14 protein-coding genes and 1 riboswitch are annotated in these 18,745 nt (G+C 61.1%); of the genes, 9 read left to right on the top strand and 5 right to left on the bottom strand.

The window, feature by feature from the left end; translation table 11 throughout:
* The first annotated feature begins 40 nt into the window (after window positions 1-40).
* On the top strand, window positions 41-652 hold the full coding sequence (locus GZH47_RS17725; protein WP_162642224.1) for a cysteine hydrolase family protein: 612 nt from the start codon (window positions 41-43) through the stop codon (window positions 650-652).
* A gap of 174 nt (window positions 653-826) precedes the next feature.
* Window positions 827-1,975, top strand: a complete 1,149-nt coding sequence (locus tag GZH47_RS17720) for a TolB-like translocation protein (RefSeq protein ID WP_162642222.1) — start codon at window positions 827-829, stop codon at window positions 1,973-1,975.
* Between the two features lie 86 nt (window positions 1,976-2,061).
* Here the strand turns inward: GZH47_RS17720 and GZH47_RS17715 are convergent, their stop codons facing one another.
* On the bottom strand, window positions 2,062-3,720 hold the full coding sequence (locus tag GZH47_RS17715; protein WP_162642220.1) for a glutamine--tRNA ligase/YqeY domain fusion protein: 1,659 nt from the start codon (window positions 3,718-3,720) through the stop codon (window positions 2,062-2,064).
* Between the two features lie 347 nt (window positions 3,721-4,067).
* Between GZH47_RS17715 and GZH47_RS17710 the strand changes: the two genes are divergently transcribed.
* The 3 genes from GZH47_RS17710 to GZH47_RS17700 are packed head-to-tail and all read left to right on the top strand — an operon-like array spanning window position 4,068 to window position 8,299.
* On the top strand, window positions 4,068-4,607 hold the full coding sequence (locus GZH47_RS17710) for a MarR family winged helix-turn-helix transcriptional regulator (RefSeq protein WP_162642218.1): 540 nt from the start codon (window positions 4,068-4,070) through the stop codon (window positions 4,605-4,607).
* A gap of 6 nt (window positions 4,608-4,613) precedes the next feature.
* The gene (locus tag GZH47_RS17705) at window positions 4,614-6,344 is read left to right on the top strand and encodes an ABC transporter ATP-binding protein (protein ID WP_162642216.1); all 1,731 of its coding nucleotides are present in this window, start codon (window positions 4,614-4,616) and stop codon (window positions 6,342-6,344) included.
* The gene (locus tag GZH47_RS17700; protein WP_162642214.1) at window positions 6,341-8,299 is read left to right on the top strand and encodes an ABC transporter ATP-binding protein; all 1,959 of its coding nucleotides are present in this window, start codon (window positions 6,341-6,343) and stop codon (window positions 8,297-8,299) included. Before GZH47_RS17705 ends, GZH47_RS17700 begins: the two co-directional genes overlap by 4 nt.
* A gap of 459 nt (window positions 8,300-8,758) precedes the next feature.
* Here GZH47_RS17700 and thiO read toward each other — a convergent pair whose 3' ends face one another.
* The 3 genes from thiO to thiE are packed head-to-tail and all read right to left on the bottom strand — an operon-like array spanning window position 8,759 to window position 11,791.
* Window positions 8,759-9,958, bottom strand: a complete 1,200-nt coding sequence (gene thiO / locus GZH47_RS17695; RefSeq protein WP_162642211.1) for a glycine oxidase ThiO — start codon at window positions 9,956-9,958, stop codon at window positions 8,759-8,761.
* Window positions 9,955-10,821, bottom strand: a complete 867-nt coding sequence (locus tag GZH47_RS17690; RefSeq protein WP_318653373.1) for a thiazole synthase — start codon at window positions 10,819-10,821, stop codon at window positions 9,955-9,957. Before GZH47_RS17690 ends, thiO begins: the two co-directional genes overlap by 4 nt.
* 4 nt (window positions 10,822-10,825) lie before the next feature.
* Window positions 10,826-11,791, bottom strand: coding sequence for a thiamine phosphate synthase (gene thiE / locus GZH47_RS34520; RefSeq protein WP_162642208.1), 966 nt, complete (start codon window positions 11,789-11,791; stop codon window positions 10,826-10,828).
* A 345-nt stretch (window positions 11,792-12,136) separates the two neighbouring features.
* Window positions 12,137-12,241: riboswitch (TPP riboswitch) on the bottom strand.
* Between the two features lie 172 nt (window positions 12,242-12,413).
* Between thiE and GZH47_RS17680 the strand changes: the two genes are divergently transcribed.
* From GZH47_RS17680 to GZH47_RS17665, 4 genes are all read left to right on the top strand, one after another.
* Window positions 12,414-12,947, top strand: coding sequence for a YceI family protein (locus tag GZH47_RS17680; protein ID WP_162642199.1), 534 nt, complete (start codon window positions 12,414-12,416; stop codon window positions 12,945-12,947).
* A 248-nt stretch (window positions 12,948-13,195) separates the two neighbouring features.
* The gene (locus GZH47_RS17675; protein ID WP_162642196.1) at window positions 13,196-14,431 is read left to right on the top strand and encodes a hypothetical protein; all 1,236 of its coding nucleotides are present in this window, start codon (window positions 13,196-13,198) and stop codon (window positions 14,429-14,431) included.
* A complete protein-coding gene (locus tag GZH47_RS17670; RefSeq protein WP_225446113.1) occupies window positions 14,428-15,177 on the top strand; it encodes a glycosyltransferase in 750 nt (249 codons plus the stop codon). The genes GZH47_RS17675 and GZH47_RS17670 overlap by 4 nt, the downstream gene beginning before the upstream one ends.
* 5 nt (window positions 15,178-15,182) lie before the next feature.
* Entirely contained in the window at window positions 15,183-16,505 is a 1,323-nt protein-coding gene (locus tag GZH47_RS17665) for a glycosyltransferase family 4 protein (RefSeq protein ID WP_225446550.1), read from the top strand.
* A 65-nt stretch (window positions 16,506-16,570) separates the two neighbouring features.
* Here the strand turns inward: GZH47_RS17665 and GZH47_RS17660 are convergent, their stop codons facing one another.
* Entirely contained in the window at window positions 16,571-18,742 is a 2,172-nt protein-coding gene (locus tag GZH47_RS17660) for a glycosyltransferase family 2 protein (protein WP_162642179.1), read from the bottom strand.
* Window positions 18,743-18,745: the final 3 nt, after the last annotated feature.

Genomic DNA, 18,745 nt, shown 5'->3' with positions numbered 1-18,745 from the left:
CTCTAATAACCCCTATTCTACCGAAACGGAGTGATTTCCAATGAAACAACCGATCGATACGATCGTGGGAAAAGCAGCGCTGTTGATTATCGATGTAACGAAGGGCTCCCTGCTTCCGCCCGATAAAACGCCGATCCCGATCTTTGACGCGCAAACCGCGGTGGATAACATCAAAGTCGTCCTCGAATCAGCCCGGCAGGCGCAGATTCCGATTATTTTCTTCCAGGAGCTGCACCGTCCGGAGATGGTGGACTTCGGCAGAGAGCTCGAAGGCGTCGAGGACGTGCACTGTCTTGAGGGCTCCGAGGACGTCGAATTTCTCGACGACTTGAAACCGATGAAAGGCGAGTTCACGATCGGCAAGCGCCGGTATAGCTGTTTCTTCTCGACGGACTTGAACATTCTGCTCAAAGGACTGAAGGTGGAAACGCTCATCATTGGCGGGTTTCTGACCGATGTCTGCGTTCATTACACGTCCGCCGATGCGCATCAGCACGATTATTACGTTCGCATTATGCATGACTGCGTACGCGGCTCGAGCCCCGAAGCGCATCAGGCTTCCTTGAACGCGATTAAGTATTTGCAGACGGCATCGGAAACGAATTCAGCGGAAATTATCGGATTGCTCGAGAAAATGACGGTAAAATCCTAGGGATATCTGAAAATGCTTGAAGCCGGACGGGCACCGTCCGGCTTTTTTTTGCTGTGCGCTCAAGATCGTCCCTCCGCAGGAAACCAAAATTTTCGCCGGCAGACAAGCGTCGACAGCTTGTTCCAATTTCCTATGCTATGCTTGTAAACGAGCTGTAAATGAGGGAGGATCCCGATGAACCGAACAAGCAAATCAGCGTTCGCCTGCATCGTCATTGCCGCGGCGATCTTAACCGCGCTGCCGGAGAAACGGAAGGCCGAAGAAGCCTTGCCGGCGCTGCGGGACACCGGATCGAAGGTCCCGGCGGCACAGTCATCCGCTGCGCGGACGGCGAACGATTCTTCAAGTAAGTCCTCGGAAACCGATGCTGTCGGCCGCGCGCCGATTACACATAAACAGCTTACTGTCAGCTTCGACGGCAAGCCGCTGGAACTGACGCTCGACGCCATGGAAACAAGCGGCGGCACATTACTCCTCGATAGCTACAGCAACGGCGTCTCCATCCATCCCTGGCCCGGCCATGCGACGAAGGTCATCGCGGAAGCCGGCATCAATTTGTATACGATCGACCTCGTAACGACGCGCATGGACAAGCTGTTGGAGGACGAGAACGGCATATACAAGCTTCAGGAGGTAGAGAAAGACACGCTTGAAGATTCGGCATCTCCCATATGGGGCGGAAGCGCGACCGTCAGTCCGGACGGCCGTACGCTGATCTATTATTCCAACCGCAACGCGGCGTACGACCGCAACTATGACGGCTTCCTGTGGCGCAAAAATCTCGATACGGGCGAGGAGTGCGCCCTCTTGCCGGGCGGCTATTCCGTCCTCGGCTGGGGCCTGAAGGACGAGCTGTTCATTCGCCGCTTCGACCGAATCACGGAAGTGGACACCTCCCGCGGCACGGAGACGGAAATCGCTCCTTCCTCCCTGATTGCCGCCGTCTCGTATCCCTATTTAATCAATCAAGAAGCTTTGGGCAAACTGACCATCACGTATTTGGTCACGGGAGAAACCGCTTCCTACAGCTATCCGGGGTTGAACGCCATTCGTCAAATCTATCCTTCCCCTTACGGCTCATGGGCCGTTCTGGTCAATCAGGTCCAAGCCGATGCTTCGGACGAAACCATCGATCTGATCAATCTGTACACGGGCGAAACCCGTCATATTTTCCAGGATACGAAGTCGGCCGCCTGTGTCAGGTGGACAGCGCCCGATGCTTTTATCGTCTATGAAGAGCCGAACCATGAAGCTGACGACGAGGGCCGTCTCGTTCAGCTGCAAGCCTTGCTGGATAAGCCCGCACTGCCCATGCATAACTAGCATGACGGGCATAACCGGAACGGCTGGCAATCGGCGAAAAAAAAGAGCCGCCCCCTATGGGACAGCCCCTTCATTCAAATACCGGATCAAGCTTTCGGATCAAACGAGCTCTTCAGCGACACGATGCGGTTGAACACGACGCGTTCCGCGTTCGTATGCTTCGGATCGACGTTGAAGTAACCATGGCGGAAGAACTGGAACTTATCCTGTCCTTTCGCGTCCTTCATGTTCGGCTCGACGAAGCCTTGCAGCGTCGTAAGCGAGTTCGGATTGATGCGGTCCAAGAACTCCTTGTCGTCCGTGCCTTCCTCGTCGATAAGCAGCGGCTCGAACAGGCGGAATTCCGCCGGAACGGCTTGCGAAGCCTCGACCCAGTGGATCGTGCCTTTGACCTTGCGGCCGGTAAAGCCGGAACCGCTCTTCGTCTCGACGTCATAGGTGCAGCGAAGCTCGACAACGTTGCCGTCCGCATCCTTGATCGCCTCTTCGCAGCGGATAAAATACGCGTTCTTCAGGCGAACTTCATTGCCCGGGAACAAACGGAAATATTTGCTCGGCGGATTCTCCATGAAGTCGTCCTGCTCGATATAGATTTCGCGCGAGAACGGAATTTGGCGGATGCCCATCTCTTCGTTCTCCGCATTGTTCTCGGCGTCCAGCATCTCCACTTGCCCTTCCGGGTAGTTGGTGATGACGACCTTCAGCGGCTGAAGCACGGCCATCGTGCGCGGCGCCTTCAGCTTCAAATCCTCGCGGATGAAGAATTCCAGCATCCGCTCGTCGACCACGCTGTACGCGCGGGCAACGCCGATTTCGCGGCAGAACGCGCGGAGCGCTTCCGCCGTGAAGCCTTTGCGGCGCAGACCGCTGATCGTCGGCATGCGCGGATCGTCCCAGCTTTCGACGACGCCTTTGTCGACCAGCATCTTCAGGTACCGTTTGCTCATGATCGTATTCGTGACGTTCAGGCGGGCGAATTCATATTGATGCGGCTTGGATTCCAGCTCGCATTCCTCGATCACCCAGTCATACAGCGGACGGTGATCTTCGAATTCCAGCGTACAGATCGAATGCGTGACGCCTTCGATCGCGTCGCCGATCGGATGCGCGTAATCGTACATCGGGTAGATGCACCAAGCGTCGCCGGTCCGGTGATGATGGGCATGCGCGATACGGTACAGCGCAGGGTCGCGCAGGTTGATGTTCGGCGATGCCATGTCGATCTTGGCGCGGAGGATGCGTTCGCCGTCCTTGAACTCGCCGGCCCGCATGCGAGCGAACAGGTCGAGGTTCTCGAGGGTGCTGCGGTCGCGGTAAGGGCTGTTCTGGCCGGGCTGCGTCAGCGAACCGCGCATCTCGCGCATTTGCTCGGCGGACAGGTCGCAGACGAATGCCTTGCCTTTCTTGATCAGCAGCACGGCGCGATCGTACATTTCTTCGAAATAATCGGAAGCGAAGCGCAGGTCGTCCCACTCGAAGCCGAGCCAGCGAACGTCCTCTTGAATCGCCTCCACGTACTCTGTATCTTCTTTTACGGGATTCGTGTCGTCAAAGCGCAAGTTGGTTCTGCCCTTGAATTCGTCGGCAAGCTCGAAGTTGAGGCAGATCGACTTGGCATGTCCGATGTGCAGGTAGCCGTTCGGCTCCGGCGGGAAACGGGTAACGACCTCGCTCACCTTGCCGGACTGCAGGTCGTCGCTCACGATGTTCTTGATAAAGTTAGAGGATGATGTCTTATTCTCCATAACGACCAACCTTTCCCAAACAAAATTTCTGTCCACATAAGAATCTATTCGATTCCGAGTCTATGGAATGAACAAATCCTTAGTGGCGATCAAACAAACCTCTACCCGCGGTCGCTCATCTTCGAATAGCTTCGATAGAGGTTTTCTCATCCTACTAGTATACAGAATTTTAGCCTTCTTTATAACCACATAAGAATGAATAAAGTTTGCAAGTCTATGGAAAGAAGAAATTCTTATCCTAATCGCCAAGCTGAATGGGCGGCGCCGATAACGATCTTGACTTTCGGTCTGCCGAATATATACTTAGGTTAGCTAAACAAACTAAAATAAAAGGAGCATCGCCTTCCATGCAAGACGACTATGACCACGTACACCCTCCGCCGGCCGCGCACGAGCTGATTCGTTCCTTGCGCCAGCTGCGCCAGCTGCCTTGGAACAGCCGCAATCCCATCGAGAACTGCACGCCGAGCGAAACGATGACGCTGTTCTGCATTCGCCGGGCAACCACCGACAACCCCGCCGGGGTCAAAGCCTCGGAGCTCGGCAGCATGCTGAACGTCGCTTCTCCGACGATCACGCAGAGCGTCAACCTGCTCGTCGCCAAGGGACTGCTCCAGCGAAGCGCGGATCCGAGCGACCGCCGGGCCGTCCGCATTACGCTGACGGAAGAAGGCGCGCGTCTCACCGGACTTGCGCAGGAGGCGATGCAGGCGCGCATGAAGGCGCTCGCCTCCCATCTCGGCTCGGAACGGGCGCATCTGCTCGTCGAGCTGCTGGACGAGGTCACTACGTTCTTCCAAAGCATGGACGGCGAACCGGATCCCCGAAGCGGCACTTGGTGCAGACCCGGATGGAATTCCCCCACTACTCCCAAAGAAGGTGAATAAGTCTTTATGTTGAAACTGTTGCGCATGTTGAAACCCTATCGCGTGCTCGTCTTTTTCGTCCTGTTGTTCGTGTTCCTCCAATCGTTGTCGGACCTCTATCTGCCGACGCTGCTATCCGATATCGTCGACAATGGCGTCGTCAAAGGCGACTATCCGTACATTTGGAAAATCGGCTCCTTCATGCTGCTGTTCGCGCTTGTCGGCGGAATCTGTTCCATCGGAGCAAGCTTCCTGTCGGCCAAGTCGGCCGGCGGTTTCGGCCGCGACCTGCGCAGCCGCGTATTTGCGCACGTCGAGAAATACTCCTTGCACGAATTCGATAAAATCGGCACCGCTTCGCTCATCACGCGGACGACCAACGACATCACGCAAGTCCAGCAAGTGCTGATGATGATGATGCGGGTCATGGTCGCGGCGCCGATGATGTGCTTCGGCGGGATTATTATGGCGCTCTACAAGGACGCCCACCTCTCGCTGATCATTATCGCGATCGTACCGATTCTCGCAATCGTCATCTTGACCATCGTCAGCCGCGGCGTTCCGCTCTTCAAAGTGATGCAGGTCAAGATCGATAAGCTGAACCTCGTTCTGCGCGAGAACCTGACGGGTATCCGCGTTATCCGTTCCTTCAATCGCACGAAGCATGAACAGGCGCGCTTCAACGACGCCAACCTGGACCTGACGAACACGGCCATCAAAGTCAACCGCATCATGGCTTCCTTGATGCCGATCATGATGCTCGTCTTGAACTTCGCCAGCTTGTTCATCATCTGGTTCGGCGGCCTGCGCATCGACAGCGGCAACATGGCGGTCGGCGACCTGATGGCCTTCATTCAATACGCATGGCAAATCATGTTCGCGCTGATCTTCGCCTCCATGATGTTCGTCATGATTCCGCGGGCATCGGCGTCCGCGGCGCGGATCAACGAGGTGCTGAACATGGTCCCGGACATCAACGATCCGGCGGACGGCAGCGCGAAGCGGGCTTCGGGACGCGGAGAGCTTACGTTCGACAACGTTTCGTTCCATTATCCGGGCGCCGAAATGCCCGCGCTCTCCAACATTTCGTTCACGGCCGGTCCCGGCGAAGTGACGGCCATCATCGGCGGCACGGGCTCCGGCAAATCGACGCTGATCAACCTGATCCCGCGCTTCTACGACGTTACGGACGGCAGCATCAAGATCGGCGGCGTGGACGTGCGCGAGATCACGCAGGAGAATCTGCGCGCGGGCATCGGCCTCGTGCCGCAGAAAGCCATGCTCTTCACGGGCACGATCGCGGAGAACATCCGTTTCGGCAAATCCGATGCGACGGACGAGGAAATCCGCCATGCCGCCGTCGTGGCGCAGGCGTTTGATTTCGTCTCCGAGATGAATGACGGCTTCGATTCCCCGATCGCGCAAGGCGGCACGAACGTCTCCGGCGGTCAGAAACAGCGCTTGTCGATCGCGCGCGCGCTCGTCCGCAAGCCGTCGATCTATCTGTTCGACGACAGCTTCTCGGCGCTCGACTTCAAGACCGACGCCAAGCTCCGCGCCGCGCTGCGCCGCGAAACGACCGAGGCAACCGTCCTCATCGTGGCGCAGCGGGTCAGCACCGTCATGGATGCCGATCGGATCATCGTCCTCGATGACGGCAAAGTATCCGCCATCGGCACGCACCGCGAGCTGCTGCAATCGTCTAGCGTCTACCACGAAATCGTGACGTCACAGCTGTCAGAGGAGGAAATCGCATGAGCGAGCAACAGAAAGGTCCCGCTGGCGGCGGACCAAGCGGAACTGGCGGCCCGCCAGGGCAGCGTCCGGGAGGCCCGCCACCAGGCGGTTTCGGCTTCGGTCCCGGCCGCGGCGGCCCCGGCGGCATGGGCATGCCCGTGCAGAAAGCGAAGAATTTCAAAGGTACGCTTCGCCGCTTAATCGGCTACCTGCGACCGCATCGATTTGCCCTGCTCATCGTGCTGTTAACGGCCGTACTCAGTACGTTATTCTCCATCGTCGGCCCGAAAATCATGGGCAAAGCAACGACGAAGCTGTTCGAAGGCATCATGGCCCGCATCAACGGCCAGGCCGACGCGAAGATCGATTTTCATTACATTTGGCAAATTCTCGCCGTGCTCGGCGTGCTCTACATCATCAGCGCCGCGTTCAGCTTCATCCAGCAATACGTGATGGCGAGCGTCGCGCAGAAAACCGTCTACGGCCTGCGCAAGGACGTGAACGAGAAGCTCGAGAAGCTGCCGCTCAAGTTCTTCGATTCCCGTACGCACGGGGAAATTCTGAGCCGCGCCGTCAACGACGTGGACAATATCAGCGGGACGCTGCAGCAAAGCTTAACGCAGTTCATTACGGCGTTCGTCACGCTCATCGGCGTTATCGTCATGATGCTGACGATCAGCTGGATTATGACGCTTATCACGATCGTGACGCTGCCGCTCAGCTTCATTGCGATCAAGATGATCGCGAAGCGTTCGCAGCTGTATTTTAAAGGCCAGCAGAAGGCGCTCGGCGAGCTGAACGGCCACGTCGAGGAAATGTACACGGGGCATAACATCGTGAAAGCGTTCGGACACGAGAAGAAATCCGTTGCCAAATTCAACGACGTGAACGAACAATTGTACGAATCCGGCTGGCGCGCGCAGTTCGTCTCCGGGATGATCATGCCGATCATGGGCTTCATCGGCAACATCGGCTACGTGCTCGTCAGCGTGGCAGGAGGCATCCTCGTCCTGCACGGCAGAATCAACATCGGCGATGTGCAGGCGTTCATCTCCTACTCGCGCCAATTCGCGATGCCGATTACGCAAACGGCGCAGATCGCCAACATTATTCAATCGACGATCGCGTCGGCGGAACGGATCTTCGAGCTGCTGGACGAGGAAGAGGAAGTGCCGGAAGCGGCAAATCCGGTCGCGCTCACGGCAAGCAGCAGCGGCATGAAGGTGCGCGGCGACGTCAGCTTCAACCATGTGAATTTCCGTTACAAGGAAGATACGCCGCTGATCGAGGATATGGACATCCATGTCCGCTCCGGTCAGATGATCGCCATCGTCGGACCGACCGGCGCCGGCAAAACGACGCTGATCAACCTGCTCATGCGGTTCTACGAGCTGAACGGCGGCAGCATTACGATCGACGGCGCGGCCATCACGGACTTGAAGCGCGGCGATCTGCGCAGCCTGTTCGGCATGGTGCTGCAGGATACGTGGCTGTTCAACGGGACGATCCGCGACAACATCGCCTACGGGCGAAACGGAGCGACGGAAGAGGAAGTCTTCGCGGCTGCCCGCGCGGCGTACGCGGATCATTTCATCCGGACGCTGCCTGAAGGCTACGATACGGTGCTGAACGAAGAAGCGTCCAACATCTCGCAAGGGCAGAAGCAATTGCTGACGATCGCCCGCGCCATCCTGGCGGATCCGGCGATCCTCATTCTCGACGAAGCGACGAGCAGCGTCGATACGCGGACCGAGATCCACATCCAGCGCGCCATGAGCGAGCTGATGGAAGGCCGCACGAGCTTCGTCATCGCGCACCGGCTGTCCACGATTCGCGACGCGGACCTCATCCTCGTCATGAACCACGGCACGGTCATCGAACAGGGCACGCACGAGGAACTGCTCGCGGCAGGCGGCTTCTATGCCGACCTGTACGAGAGCCAGTTTAGCCAGAAGCGAACGCTGGACGTTGGTTAGAGCCTGCGGGGCGGGCGGCCTGGCCGGCGGGCGTGGCCCCCGCGGGAGTTACGCCTAGCCGGCGGAGGCGCTAGCCGCAGGCAACGCATAGTCGGCGGGTGCTCGATATAAACAGCATATGAAAGCCCTCTTCCATCAAGCTCAGCTTGATCGGAAGAGGGCTTTTGTTATAACTATTGTAGTGTACTGGGTACACTTCTTGCGGCGGTTTCGCCGGATTTCGACACATGTAGTGTACTGGGTGCAACTCTTGCGGCGGTTCCGGCCGAATTTCGGCCCATGTAGTGTACGGGGTACACTTCTTGCGGCGGTTCCGGCCGAATTTCGGCCCATGTAGTGTACGGGGTACACTTCTTGCGGCGGTTCCGCCGGATTTCGACACATGTACTGTGCTGGGTACAACTCTTGCGGCGGTTCTGCCGGATTTCCACCCGGCCCGGCAATATGACCGGTCCCGCTTTACCGCAGCGCGGGAACGCCGGGCCTTCTGGCGAAACGGTCCGGCGCGAAGCTTGCCTCCGCTCCGGCTACCGGCGGCGCCTCGCCGCGCAGCAGGCAGCCGACCATCGCGGCGGTCGCCGGGCTTAGCAGGATGCCGTTGCGGTAATGGCCCGCGGCAAGCAGCACGTTGGGACTGCCCGGAACCGCGCCGATCAGCGGCCAGCCGTCGCGCGTCGCCGGCCGAAGCCCCGCCCAGCGCATGACGGGCGCCCGTCCGTCCAGAAACGGAAACACGCGCGGCGTCCAGCGCGTAAGCCGGTCGATGCCGCGCTCCGTGACGGAATTGTCATAACCGGCCGAATCTTCGGAGGCGCCGCAGATCAGCCGGCCATCCTGCTTTTGCACCCAATAGGCTTGGCTGGAGAACACCATATGGCGCACGTTCTCCGCCTCGCCGGGAGCGGCACCGCCAACCTCCGCCCCCGTCAGATCAAACGCGCAGATCTGCCCTCGGATCGGATGGACCGGAATCGGAAACCCGCACAGCTCCGCATAGGCGTTCGCCCACGCGCCGGCGCAAATGACAAGCGCATCGCCGCTAACCCGGCCATGCGCGCTCGTCTCCACGGCAGCTTCCACCGTACCGCTGCCCTCACCAACGCCAACACCGGCCAGCGGCACGATTTCTCCCGCGTGCTCGAGAATGCGCACCCCAAGCTTCCGGCATGCCGCCTCCAGCGCAGCCACGAGCTTCGGCGCATGCACATGCGACTCCGCAGGGCAATGCAGCGCCGCGGCGACGCCCGAATGCAGCCGGGGCTCCAACTCCCGCAGCCGCTCCGGACCGACCAGCTCCGCGGACGCGCCGAAGCGCTGCTGCCAAGCAAGCCGCGCCTGCAAAGGCTGCACATCCGCCTCGTGCATCGCCACCGTCAAGCTGCCGCTCGCAACAAGCTCCGCAGACAGGCCGGACACCTCTTCGACGGCTTGCACCCAGGACGGGTAGCGATGCAAGCTGTCCAGACACAACCGAAAAAAAGCATCCGGCTGTTCGCCGTTCTCCGTGAACGGAGCAAGCATGCCGGCCGCGGCGCCCGAAGCCTGGCCGCCGACTCTCCCCGGCTCGACGACGGTAACCGCATCGCCGGCGAGCGCGGCCTCGAACGCGCAGGACAGGCCCACAATGCCGCCGCCCAGGACAACGATATGCCGGCTCATGGCGTTTCGCTCTTCGCCCGCGCCAAGCCCGCCGCCGATGATTCGGCTACGCCCGCGTGCGGCGTCGAGACGCCTTCCTCCATGCTGCTGGCCGAGGCATAACGGCGTTTCGCGATACGGCCGGACAAATACGACAACCGGCCCGCCTCGACAGCAAGCCGCATGGCGTAAGCCATGCCAACGGGATCCTGCGCCTTGGCCACAGGCGTATTCGCCAGTATGCCGGAAGCGCCAAGCTCCATCGCCTGCACGATATCCGCGGCGGAGCCGATGCCCGCGTCCACGATGATCGGCACGCGGGCTTCTTCGACGATCAGCCCCAAGTTGTACGGGTTCAGCAGACCAAGCCCCGTGCCGATCGGCGCGCCGCCGGGCATAACGGCAGCCGCGCCGGCTTCCTCCAGCCTTTTGCATAGGATCGGATCATCCGACGTGTACGGAAGCACGACGAATCCTTCCTTCACCAGCCGCTCGGTCGCACGAAGCGTCTCGATCGGATCCGGCAGCAGCGTCCGCGGATTGGCGCTGATCTCCACCTTAATCCAATCGCTCAGCCCCGCCGCCCTGGCAAGCTTCGCAATCCGCACCGCTTCGTCGGCATTGCCGGCACCCGAAGTGTTCGGCAAGAACATATAGCTGTCTCCGTCCAAATGCTGCAAAATCGCATCGTCCTCGGTATAGTCCAAATTAATGCGCCGCACCGCGAACGTCACGACTTCCGCCGCCGATGCCGCCAGCGCCTGCCTGAATACCGACGGACTCGGAAACCGGCCCGTGCCTAGAAAGAACCGGGAGCGCAGCTTTTTCCCGCCGATTACCAACTCATCCCCGCTGCTATAGATTGACTCATCGAACAATGTCACGTTATTAGCCTCCTCCGACAAAATGGACCAACTCCAGCACGGCGCCGTCCGCAAGCCCTGCAGCCGCCCACGACTCGCGGGCGATAATCTCGCCGTTCAGCTCGACGACCAGGCTCTTGCCGACCAGGCCGAGCGCTTCAATCAATTCGCTCACGGTCCGGGCGGATGTTTCCTCGCGGCGTCCGTTGACAGTGACGGCGAACGTCCCCGACCGACCGTCGGCGCTGTCTCCTTCATGTCCAGCCGACAAGTCCTCGCTCCCGAGCCCGCCAACTACAGCCGTTTCCGCCTGCGCCCGTCCGCGTCCGCTCTCGCCATCCGCTCCCTTAGCCGCAGCCGCGAAGGCATCCAATCGCACACGGAATGCACGGCATGTTTTCGCGGGATCTTCGCTGCCAACGATGGCGGATACCGCGCAAATGCGCGTCGCTCCCGCCGCAAGCACCTCATCCACGTTGCCCAGCGTAATGCCGCCGATGGCGACCCACGGTATCGATACCTGCGCCGCAGCTTCACGCACATACGAGGTCGTGACCGCGGTTCTCCCAGGCTTCGTGCCCGTCGGGTAAACGGGACCGACGCCGATGTAATCCGCGCCTCCCCGTTCAGCCGCAAGCGCCTGCTCCAAGCTGTGCGTAGAGATGCCGATGATCGCGTCCGGCCCGAGAATCCGCCTCGCTTCCGCAAGCGGAAGATCGTCTTGGCCAAAATGCGCGCCGTCCGCGCCTACGGCAAGCGCAATATCGATATGGTCGTTAATAATGAGCGGCACCCCGTAACGGGCCGTCAACGCGCGAAGAGCCCTCGCATCCGCCAAAAGCTCTTCTTTCGAAGCATCCTTCTTCCGCAGCTGCACGATATCCGCGCCTCCGAGAATCGCCTGCTCCATCACCTCGAGCATATCTCGCTCAGGGTGGTAATTCGCTGCCGTTATGGCATACAGCTTGAAGTCCCGCCAGTTTTTCCCCATGATTCAACGCTCCCTCGTTCCGTTCAACTTTACAGGCGAGCGCCGAGCCGCCCGCCGCTTACGAATAATCGAACAGCTGCCCCATGCATGCCGCAGAAACTCCGGGGCCGCACGAAATGAGACGAACGCTAGATTCCAACCGCCGCCCAGCCGAAGCGCGATCCGCTAAGATTCATAGAAAAAAGTCCTAGAAATCAAAAAAACCGCTCCGGCGAGGGAGCGGTGAAATGTCGCGGTCGGCTGCCCGCGGCTGCGCGGCACCCTCTCGGGTGTCTCGGCGGCGGGCGGAGTTTGCGGCATGCCGGGCGGGTAAACGCCGTCGACGATGCCGTGCAAGCTCGGGTCGCACGTACATTCCCACTTTCCTACGCTGGCATGACCCAGATCAGGTTCGAAGGGACCAAGGCATTCGCCTTATCTCAGCCCGTGCGGGCGCCCCTAGTGGATTTCATGGTTAGACTATACCCCCGAAAGGCAACCGCTGTCAACGAGACTTACAGAATCCAGGCTTACAAAATCGCAAGAAAACAAAGATTGACAGAGGGAAATATCTCCATATATACTTACTTTATATAATAAAGTTTATTACTTAATGTAACTAAATAAACGGAGGTTTTCCAACATGTCCACGTCCAAATGGCTCGTCGATGCCACGCACAGCAGCGTAGATTTTACGATCAAACACATGATGATTGCGAAAGTCAAAGGCACGTTCCATGAATTCAGCGCTGAAATCGAAGCGGATCCTACCGATCTGACGACGGCCAACATCCAATTCAACATCGTGCTCGCCAGCATCGATACACGCAACGCCGACCGCGACAACCACCTCCGCACGGGCGATTTCTTCGATATCGAGAAATACCCGACGCTGACGTTCCAATCGACGTCCATCAGCAAAACGGGCGACGGCGAGTACGATGTCGTCGGCAACTTGAACCTTCACGGCCTGACGCGTTCCGAAACGTTCCATGTCAGCTACGAAGGCACGGGCAAAGACCCATGGGGCAACGAGAAAGTCGGCTTCAGCGGCAAAGGCTCCTTCCGCCGCAGCGACTTCGGCCTGACGTACAATGCCGTCCTCGAAACAGGCGGCGTTCTGATCGGCGACGAAGTGAAGTTCACGATCGAGATCGAAGCCGGCAAAGCGAACTAATCGTTATGCATACAGGAGGTCCCCGTAATTGGCAATTTCATTGCCATTTATCGGGGGCCTTTTTTTGTTGGGTCGATTGGCTCGGGGAGGTTAAGCCGGATGGGACGAGGTCCGGGGCCGGCTCGGCGCGAGACAGCCGCTTGTTTAGGCATGTTGCCCTGCCTTTTACCATAAACTGGTGAAGATACAGCCCTGCGCATGCCGCCCTTCTGCGGCCGGCGCGGAACGGCGGGAGTGAGGCGTGACTGATGGACACGGTCGTTGTATTCCCCCACTGCGCGTGGGAGACGTTTCCTTACGGAAGCTTGATCGAAAGGCTTGGGCGGGGCCGGTCCGTCCTCTTCGTCGCGAGCGCGGAAGCCATGGCCGGCGCGCCGCGGCAGTACGGCACGATTACGCTCGAAGCGCTGAACGGCCTCCCGTGGGAACGGGCGGTGGCCATCGTGACGCATCCAAGCTGGGTGTATGAAATCGCCGGACGGAAGCCGGCTGCGCTGCTTGTGCTCCTTCCGGCCGAGCTCGAGAACGGCGAGCGGGATTATTTGGACTGCCGCGATGAATTATGCGCGTTAGCGACGGCCGTCGTGACATCCTCGGAGCCCTTTTACTTCGAGCAGTGGTTCAGGCGGGGCCGGGTTTTTCTCCAGGACGGCCTGGACACGGCCTCCGATTTGCTCGCCGACGCAGCAGCCGCCGATGCCGCCGCGGGCAAGCAGGTGGATGCGCTGGCAGCGCTCCAGCTTCGGCGGCGCGTGGATTTCAGGGAGGAGCAGTTGAAAGCGCTGCGTCCTTCCGCGATGCAGTTTTTCTTTCAAGCGGTCTACTACTATCTGTTGGGAGAAGGCGAGAATGCCGAACGATGGGCATTGGACGCCTTTCACCTCGCCATCCTAGGCGCCGAAGAGGCCCCGGTGGCGACCTATTATCGGTTTCTCTCCGCGATTCGTCTGCTCCAGGGACGCGCGGACGACGCGATCGCAACGTATGGAATCGCCGCGGTGACCGAGGAAGAACGCGCAGCCTGCAAGGAGATGGCCGTCCTGCAGGCTGCCGGCGAATCGCAGCTGGCGGCAGCGTTGTTGTACCGCGCGAATGATGATTTCCGGCAAGCCGCGGCGCTATTGAACCGCGTGCTGGAGCGGTATTCCGCGCCTCAGGACGCAGAGCCCTCCGCGACAAGTCCCGTGCTTGATACGGCAGGCGCGCTCCGGGAGCGTGCCCGTTCCCTCCTGCTGGACGTACAGGAACGGAGCGGCCGGCCGGGAGCCGTGCTCGCCCTGCTCCCTTCGCCGCGTAACGTGAAGGAGCGGCTGCGGCGGAATTTGCTGGAGGGGCGCGCTTTTGCGCTTGAAGGCAGGCTGCATGATGCCGTATGCGCGCTGCTGCAAGCAGCCATGACCGGCTTGGAGCCGCTGCATGCGATCGCCGGCATCGCATCTGCCCGCGCGAAAGCCAAAAAACTGGAAGAGGGGGAATTGACGTGAGCGAAGCGCCGCTGCTGCGCAAGTCCGCCGGCAACAAGCTGACCGCGATGCTGCAGGTGCGCAATGAAGCAGGCCGCTATTTGGAGGCCGCGCTTGCCGAATTATCCGGCTTCGTCGATGAAATCGTCATCGTGGACGATGCCAGCGAGGATGCGACGGCGGACATTTGCCGCTCCTTCCCGAAAGTCGTCCGGCTCGTTCAGCTGCCGACGCCGCTGTTCGGCCAAGAAGGCCGGCTCCGTCAGCTGCTCTGGCAGACGGCCGTCCAAACGGAGCCCGACTGGCTGCTGTCGATCGACGCGGACGAATTTTTCGAACGGAAAGCGAAGACGCAAATCCGCGCGTTGATTAACCAAGACCGCTACGACTGGGTTTCTTTTCGCATGTACGACTTCTGGGGCTCGCTCGCTTACTATCGGGAAGACGAACTATGGCAGCTGCATAAGCGCCACACGATGATGCTTGTCCGCTACCTCCCCCTCTACTCGTATGTCTACCCGGATTGGAATCATCATGTACCCCGCTTGCCGCTTACCTGTTCTGCCTTGCCCGGCTTCCAGTCCGAGCTGCGGGTGAAGCATTACGGCTGGGCTGGCGGCGAAACGGAACGGCGAGCCAAATACGAGCGGTACAAAACGATCGATCCGGACGGGAAATGGGGCAGTCTGGCCCAATACGAATCGATTTTGGACCCCAGCCCCGCGCTCGTTCGCTGGCAAGAGGACGAGGAGGCAGGCAAACCTTGAGAACGGTGACGATTTTGACGCACAGCTATTTGAACGGCTACACGGAGGGAGAAGGCTTCACGCGACCGTTCGGCGGGGGACTGGAACGCTACATGCATGATCTCTGCGCGGTCATTCGGGACAAAGGCTGGCAGCCCGTCATCCGCCAGCTCTCCTATTACAAGAGCTTCGATACCGTCTACGAAGGCACGATCGTACGCGGTTATCCTTATGAGCTGAACGACATCGCTGGCGCTTTTGATCGGATGGCCGCGGACGCGGAGGGGCTGATCATCTATGCAAGCTGCATCTGGCACCCGATCGCCTACAAGCCCGGCAGCATCGGGATTTGCCATGGAATCAACTGGGATTGGCCGGATTTTGGCGACAAGGTGAAAAGCGGCGTCGCATACATGATTCAACTCGCCGTGGACGGACTCGACCGGCTGGTGTCGGTGGATTCGCATTTCCAGACGTACTGCCGCTCGGTCTGTACGTTCGACGATCCGGCGAAGCTCGTGCTGCTGCCGAACGCGGTGGACACGGATTGGTTTGCAGCGGAGTACGCGGAAACGGGACTTGGTGCAGGGAATAGCGCGAGGGGGTCCGAGGTAGAAGGCGCATTAAATGCAGGCGTGGATGCAGATGTAGGTGCGGGTGCGGGTGCGGGTGCGGGTGCGGGTGCGGGTGCGGGTGCGGGTGCGGGTGCGGGTGCGGGTGCGGGTGCGGGTGCGGGTGCGGGTGCGGGTATAAGTGCTGAAGCCGATGTTGCGGAACACGGCGCTTTGCGGCTGTTGTTTCCTAGACGTCTCAGCTATGAGCGCGGCATTGTGCCGATGATGCTTCTGACGGACCGGCTGCTGGCGGAGTTCCCTGCGCTGACGGTGGAATTCGCGGGTGAGCTGGTCGAACGAACGCCGGTGGCCGTCGCTTTTCAGCTGTGGCTCGACACGCAAACGGAGCAGGCCCGCAAGCGGATCCTGCACAACACGTATTCGTTCGAAACGATACGCGAGGCTTACCGGGCAGCCGATGTCGTCATCATCCCCACCGTCTATTCGGAGGGCACCTCCCTCTCCTGCCTGGAAGCCATGAGCTGCGGAAAAGCGGTCGTCGCCACGAATGTCGGCGGCTTAAACGACCTCATCACGGACGGTTATAACGGCCGGCTCGCCGCGCCGACCGTGAATGCGCTCCACGCCGCCGTCAAAGAGCTGCTGGCAGACGCCGGCCTTCGGGAAAAGTACGGCGCGGATGCCGCGAGGACGGCGGCTGCTTTCGATCTCAAACGGTGGAAGCAGCGCTGGGGGGAGCTGCTGGAGGAGCAGTTCGCGCGGAACGGGAGCTGATGGCGGGCCTGCTGCAGTCCATGGCAGGCGTGAATGGCTTACCTGACGGGCTGCATGCTGCCGCTTCACGGCTCGGACCGCCAAGAAAATAGCGCCTGGCTGCTCCGCGGCTTATACAGGCGGGAAGACGGCCGTGCCGAGGATGAGCGGCAGGGCCTCTTCGCTGTACAGCGCGGGCAGGTTTCCGCCCGCGCACGGGGTGCCCGCGGCGCGCGCCAGAGCCGCGCCTGCGGCGGCGAGCCCTGCGGAGGCGGCGCGCCGCTGCCATGGGCGCGCGCCCTCCGCTCGGGCGGCGGCGAGGTCCTCCGCCGCTGCCCGCCATTCGCCGCCGGCGGCCGCGGCCCAGCCGGCCGCCAGGCGGTGCGGCGCAGCCGCGGCCGGGGCAGGCCGGCCCCGCCCGCGGCAAGCGCGGCGCGCAGCGCCGCGAGCTGCGCAGGCGGCGCGGTGCGGAGCAGCGCCGCGAGCAGCAGCGGCGGCACGGCGCGGAGGGCCGCCCGCGCCGACGCCGGTGCCGCCGGGGCCGCGGCCGCATGGAGACGCAGCCATGCGGGCACGGCCCCGAGGCGAAGCAGCGCCAGGGCGATGGCGCTGCCGGCCGCGTCCGGCGGCATCGCTTGCGCGGCTCCCTCGCATGCCGCCAGCGCTGCCCGGGCAGCGGCCGCGTACTCGCTGCCCACTCGCCGCTCCTGCATGAAATGCGCGCGCTCCGCATCTCCTTCGCCCAGCGCCAAGGCAAAACCATACACCGCAAGCCTTGCCGCATCAGCGTCGCCAGCCTCGCATGCGGCATCCCAAACCTGTCGTCCGCGCTGCGCTTCACCGCGTTGGACAAGCCACAATCCTTCCGCCAGCGCACCCGGCGAACGGCCGCCCGCGCCGCCGACTGCGAGCGCCCACACCGCGGCAGCCTCGTCCGGCTGCCGCAAATCGCACAGCCATTCCAGCAGCTGGCCTTCGAGCCAAGGGAATGGCGGGGCACTTGCAGCGGCAGAGCTTCTTGCAGCCTCCAGCCACAACGGCCGCAGCGATGCATCCAGCTGCCCCAGCAGCAGCAGCCGCTGCCAGCTTGGCGCATGATCAAACCGCTGCGCAATGGCCGCGCCGTACGTCTCCGCGGCTTCGCGATAACGATACAGCCGTTCCAGGGCCGCTCCGGCCAGACCGAGCGCGCGATACGTTCCCGCGCCGGCCGCCGTGGAATAACAGGCCGGCGCCGGACCCGCCGACATCGCCGCCTCCGCGCTCCACAGCGCGGGCAATGGCGCGTCAAGCGCGAGCAGCACCTCGCACCGCGCTTCGTGCACGTCCGCAAAATCCGCATAACGCCGCGCCGCCATAGCCGCATAGCGCTCCGCATCCGGCAAGCGCCCGACCGCGCGGCAGGCGTGGATGATTTTCAGCGCCAGATCCGAGCCGTAGCCGGGATCCCGTTCCAACTGCGCGAGCGGCTCGAGCCAGCTGAGCGCAGAGCTGTATTCGCCGGATGCGAACAGCTCCGCCCCCGCCGCATACCGCAGTGCCGGATCTTCCGGGGAAACGGCCAGCGCCCGTTCCAGCAGCCGCCGGTTGCGCGCGAACTTGTCCCGCTCCGCGATGACCTCGTCGCGATACCCCTCATGCCGAATTTCCAAGCCCTCCGCATAGCCGATTGCCGCATCTCCAAATGCTTCGCAAACGGCGGTCGCCGTCTCTTCATGCACGAGGCCGCGAAACCGAATCCGCGTATCTCGTCGGAACAACCGGCACACGGCATCCGTCACCGTATCCCCGTTCGCCCCGCTTCCGACGCGGCTGTTCACCTTGACGAAATAGCCCCATTTTGAGGCATCGCCGAGCAGCGCCCGCCACGCGTCGGCATCTCCGACCGCCAGCCGTTCGTCGGCATCCAGCACGAGAATCCAGGGCTGCGCGGCTGCCGCGAGCGAGCCGTTCCGCGCCTCGGCAAAATCGTCCTTCCACGCCGCATGAATAACCCTCGCCCCGAAAGCCTCCGCGATCACCGCCGTATCATCGGTCGACCCCGTATCGACGACGATGATCTCCATGACAAAAGGAACCGCGCTGCGCAGGCAATCCGCCAGAAAACGGCTTTCGTTCCGCACGATCATGCACAGCGACACCGGAAGCGGTCCTCCTTCGGATCCGCCGCCATCGCCGCTGCTGTCATTGCTGTTTTCATTGCTGTTTTCATGGTCATTGCCGCCAAAACCGTTCGTCTCTTCCGGTTCGGTCCCCATCGC

This window comes from Paenibacillus rhizovicinus, from assembly GCF_010365285.1.
In the GTDB taxonomy this organism is placed as follows: Bacteria; Bacillota; Bacilli; order Paenibacillales; family Paenibacillaceae; genus Paenibacillus_Z; species Paenibacillus_Z rhizovicinus.
Note: the sequence above shows the minus strand (reverse complement) of the source record. Positions and strands in the feature narration are given on the sequence as shown.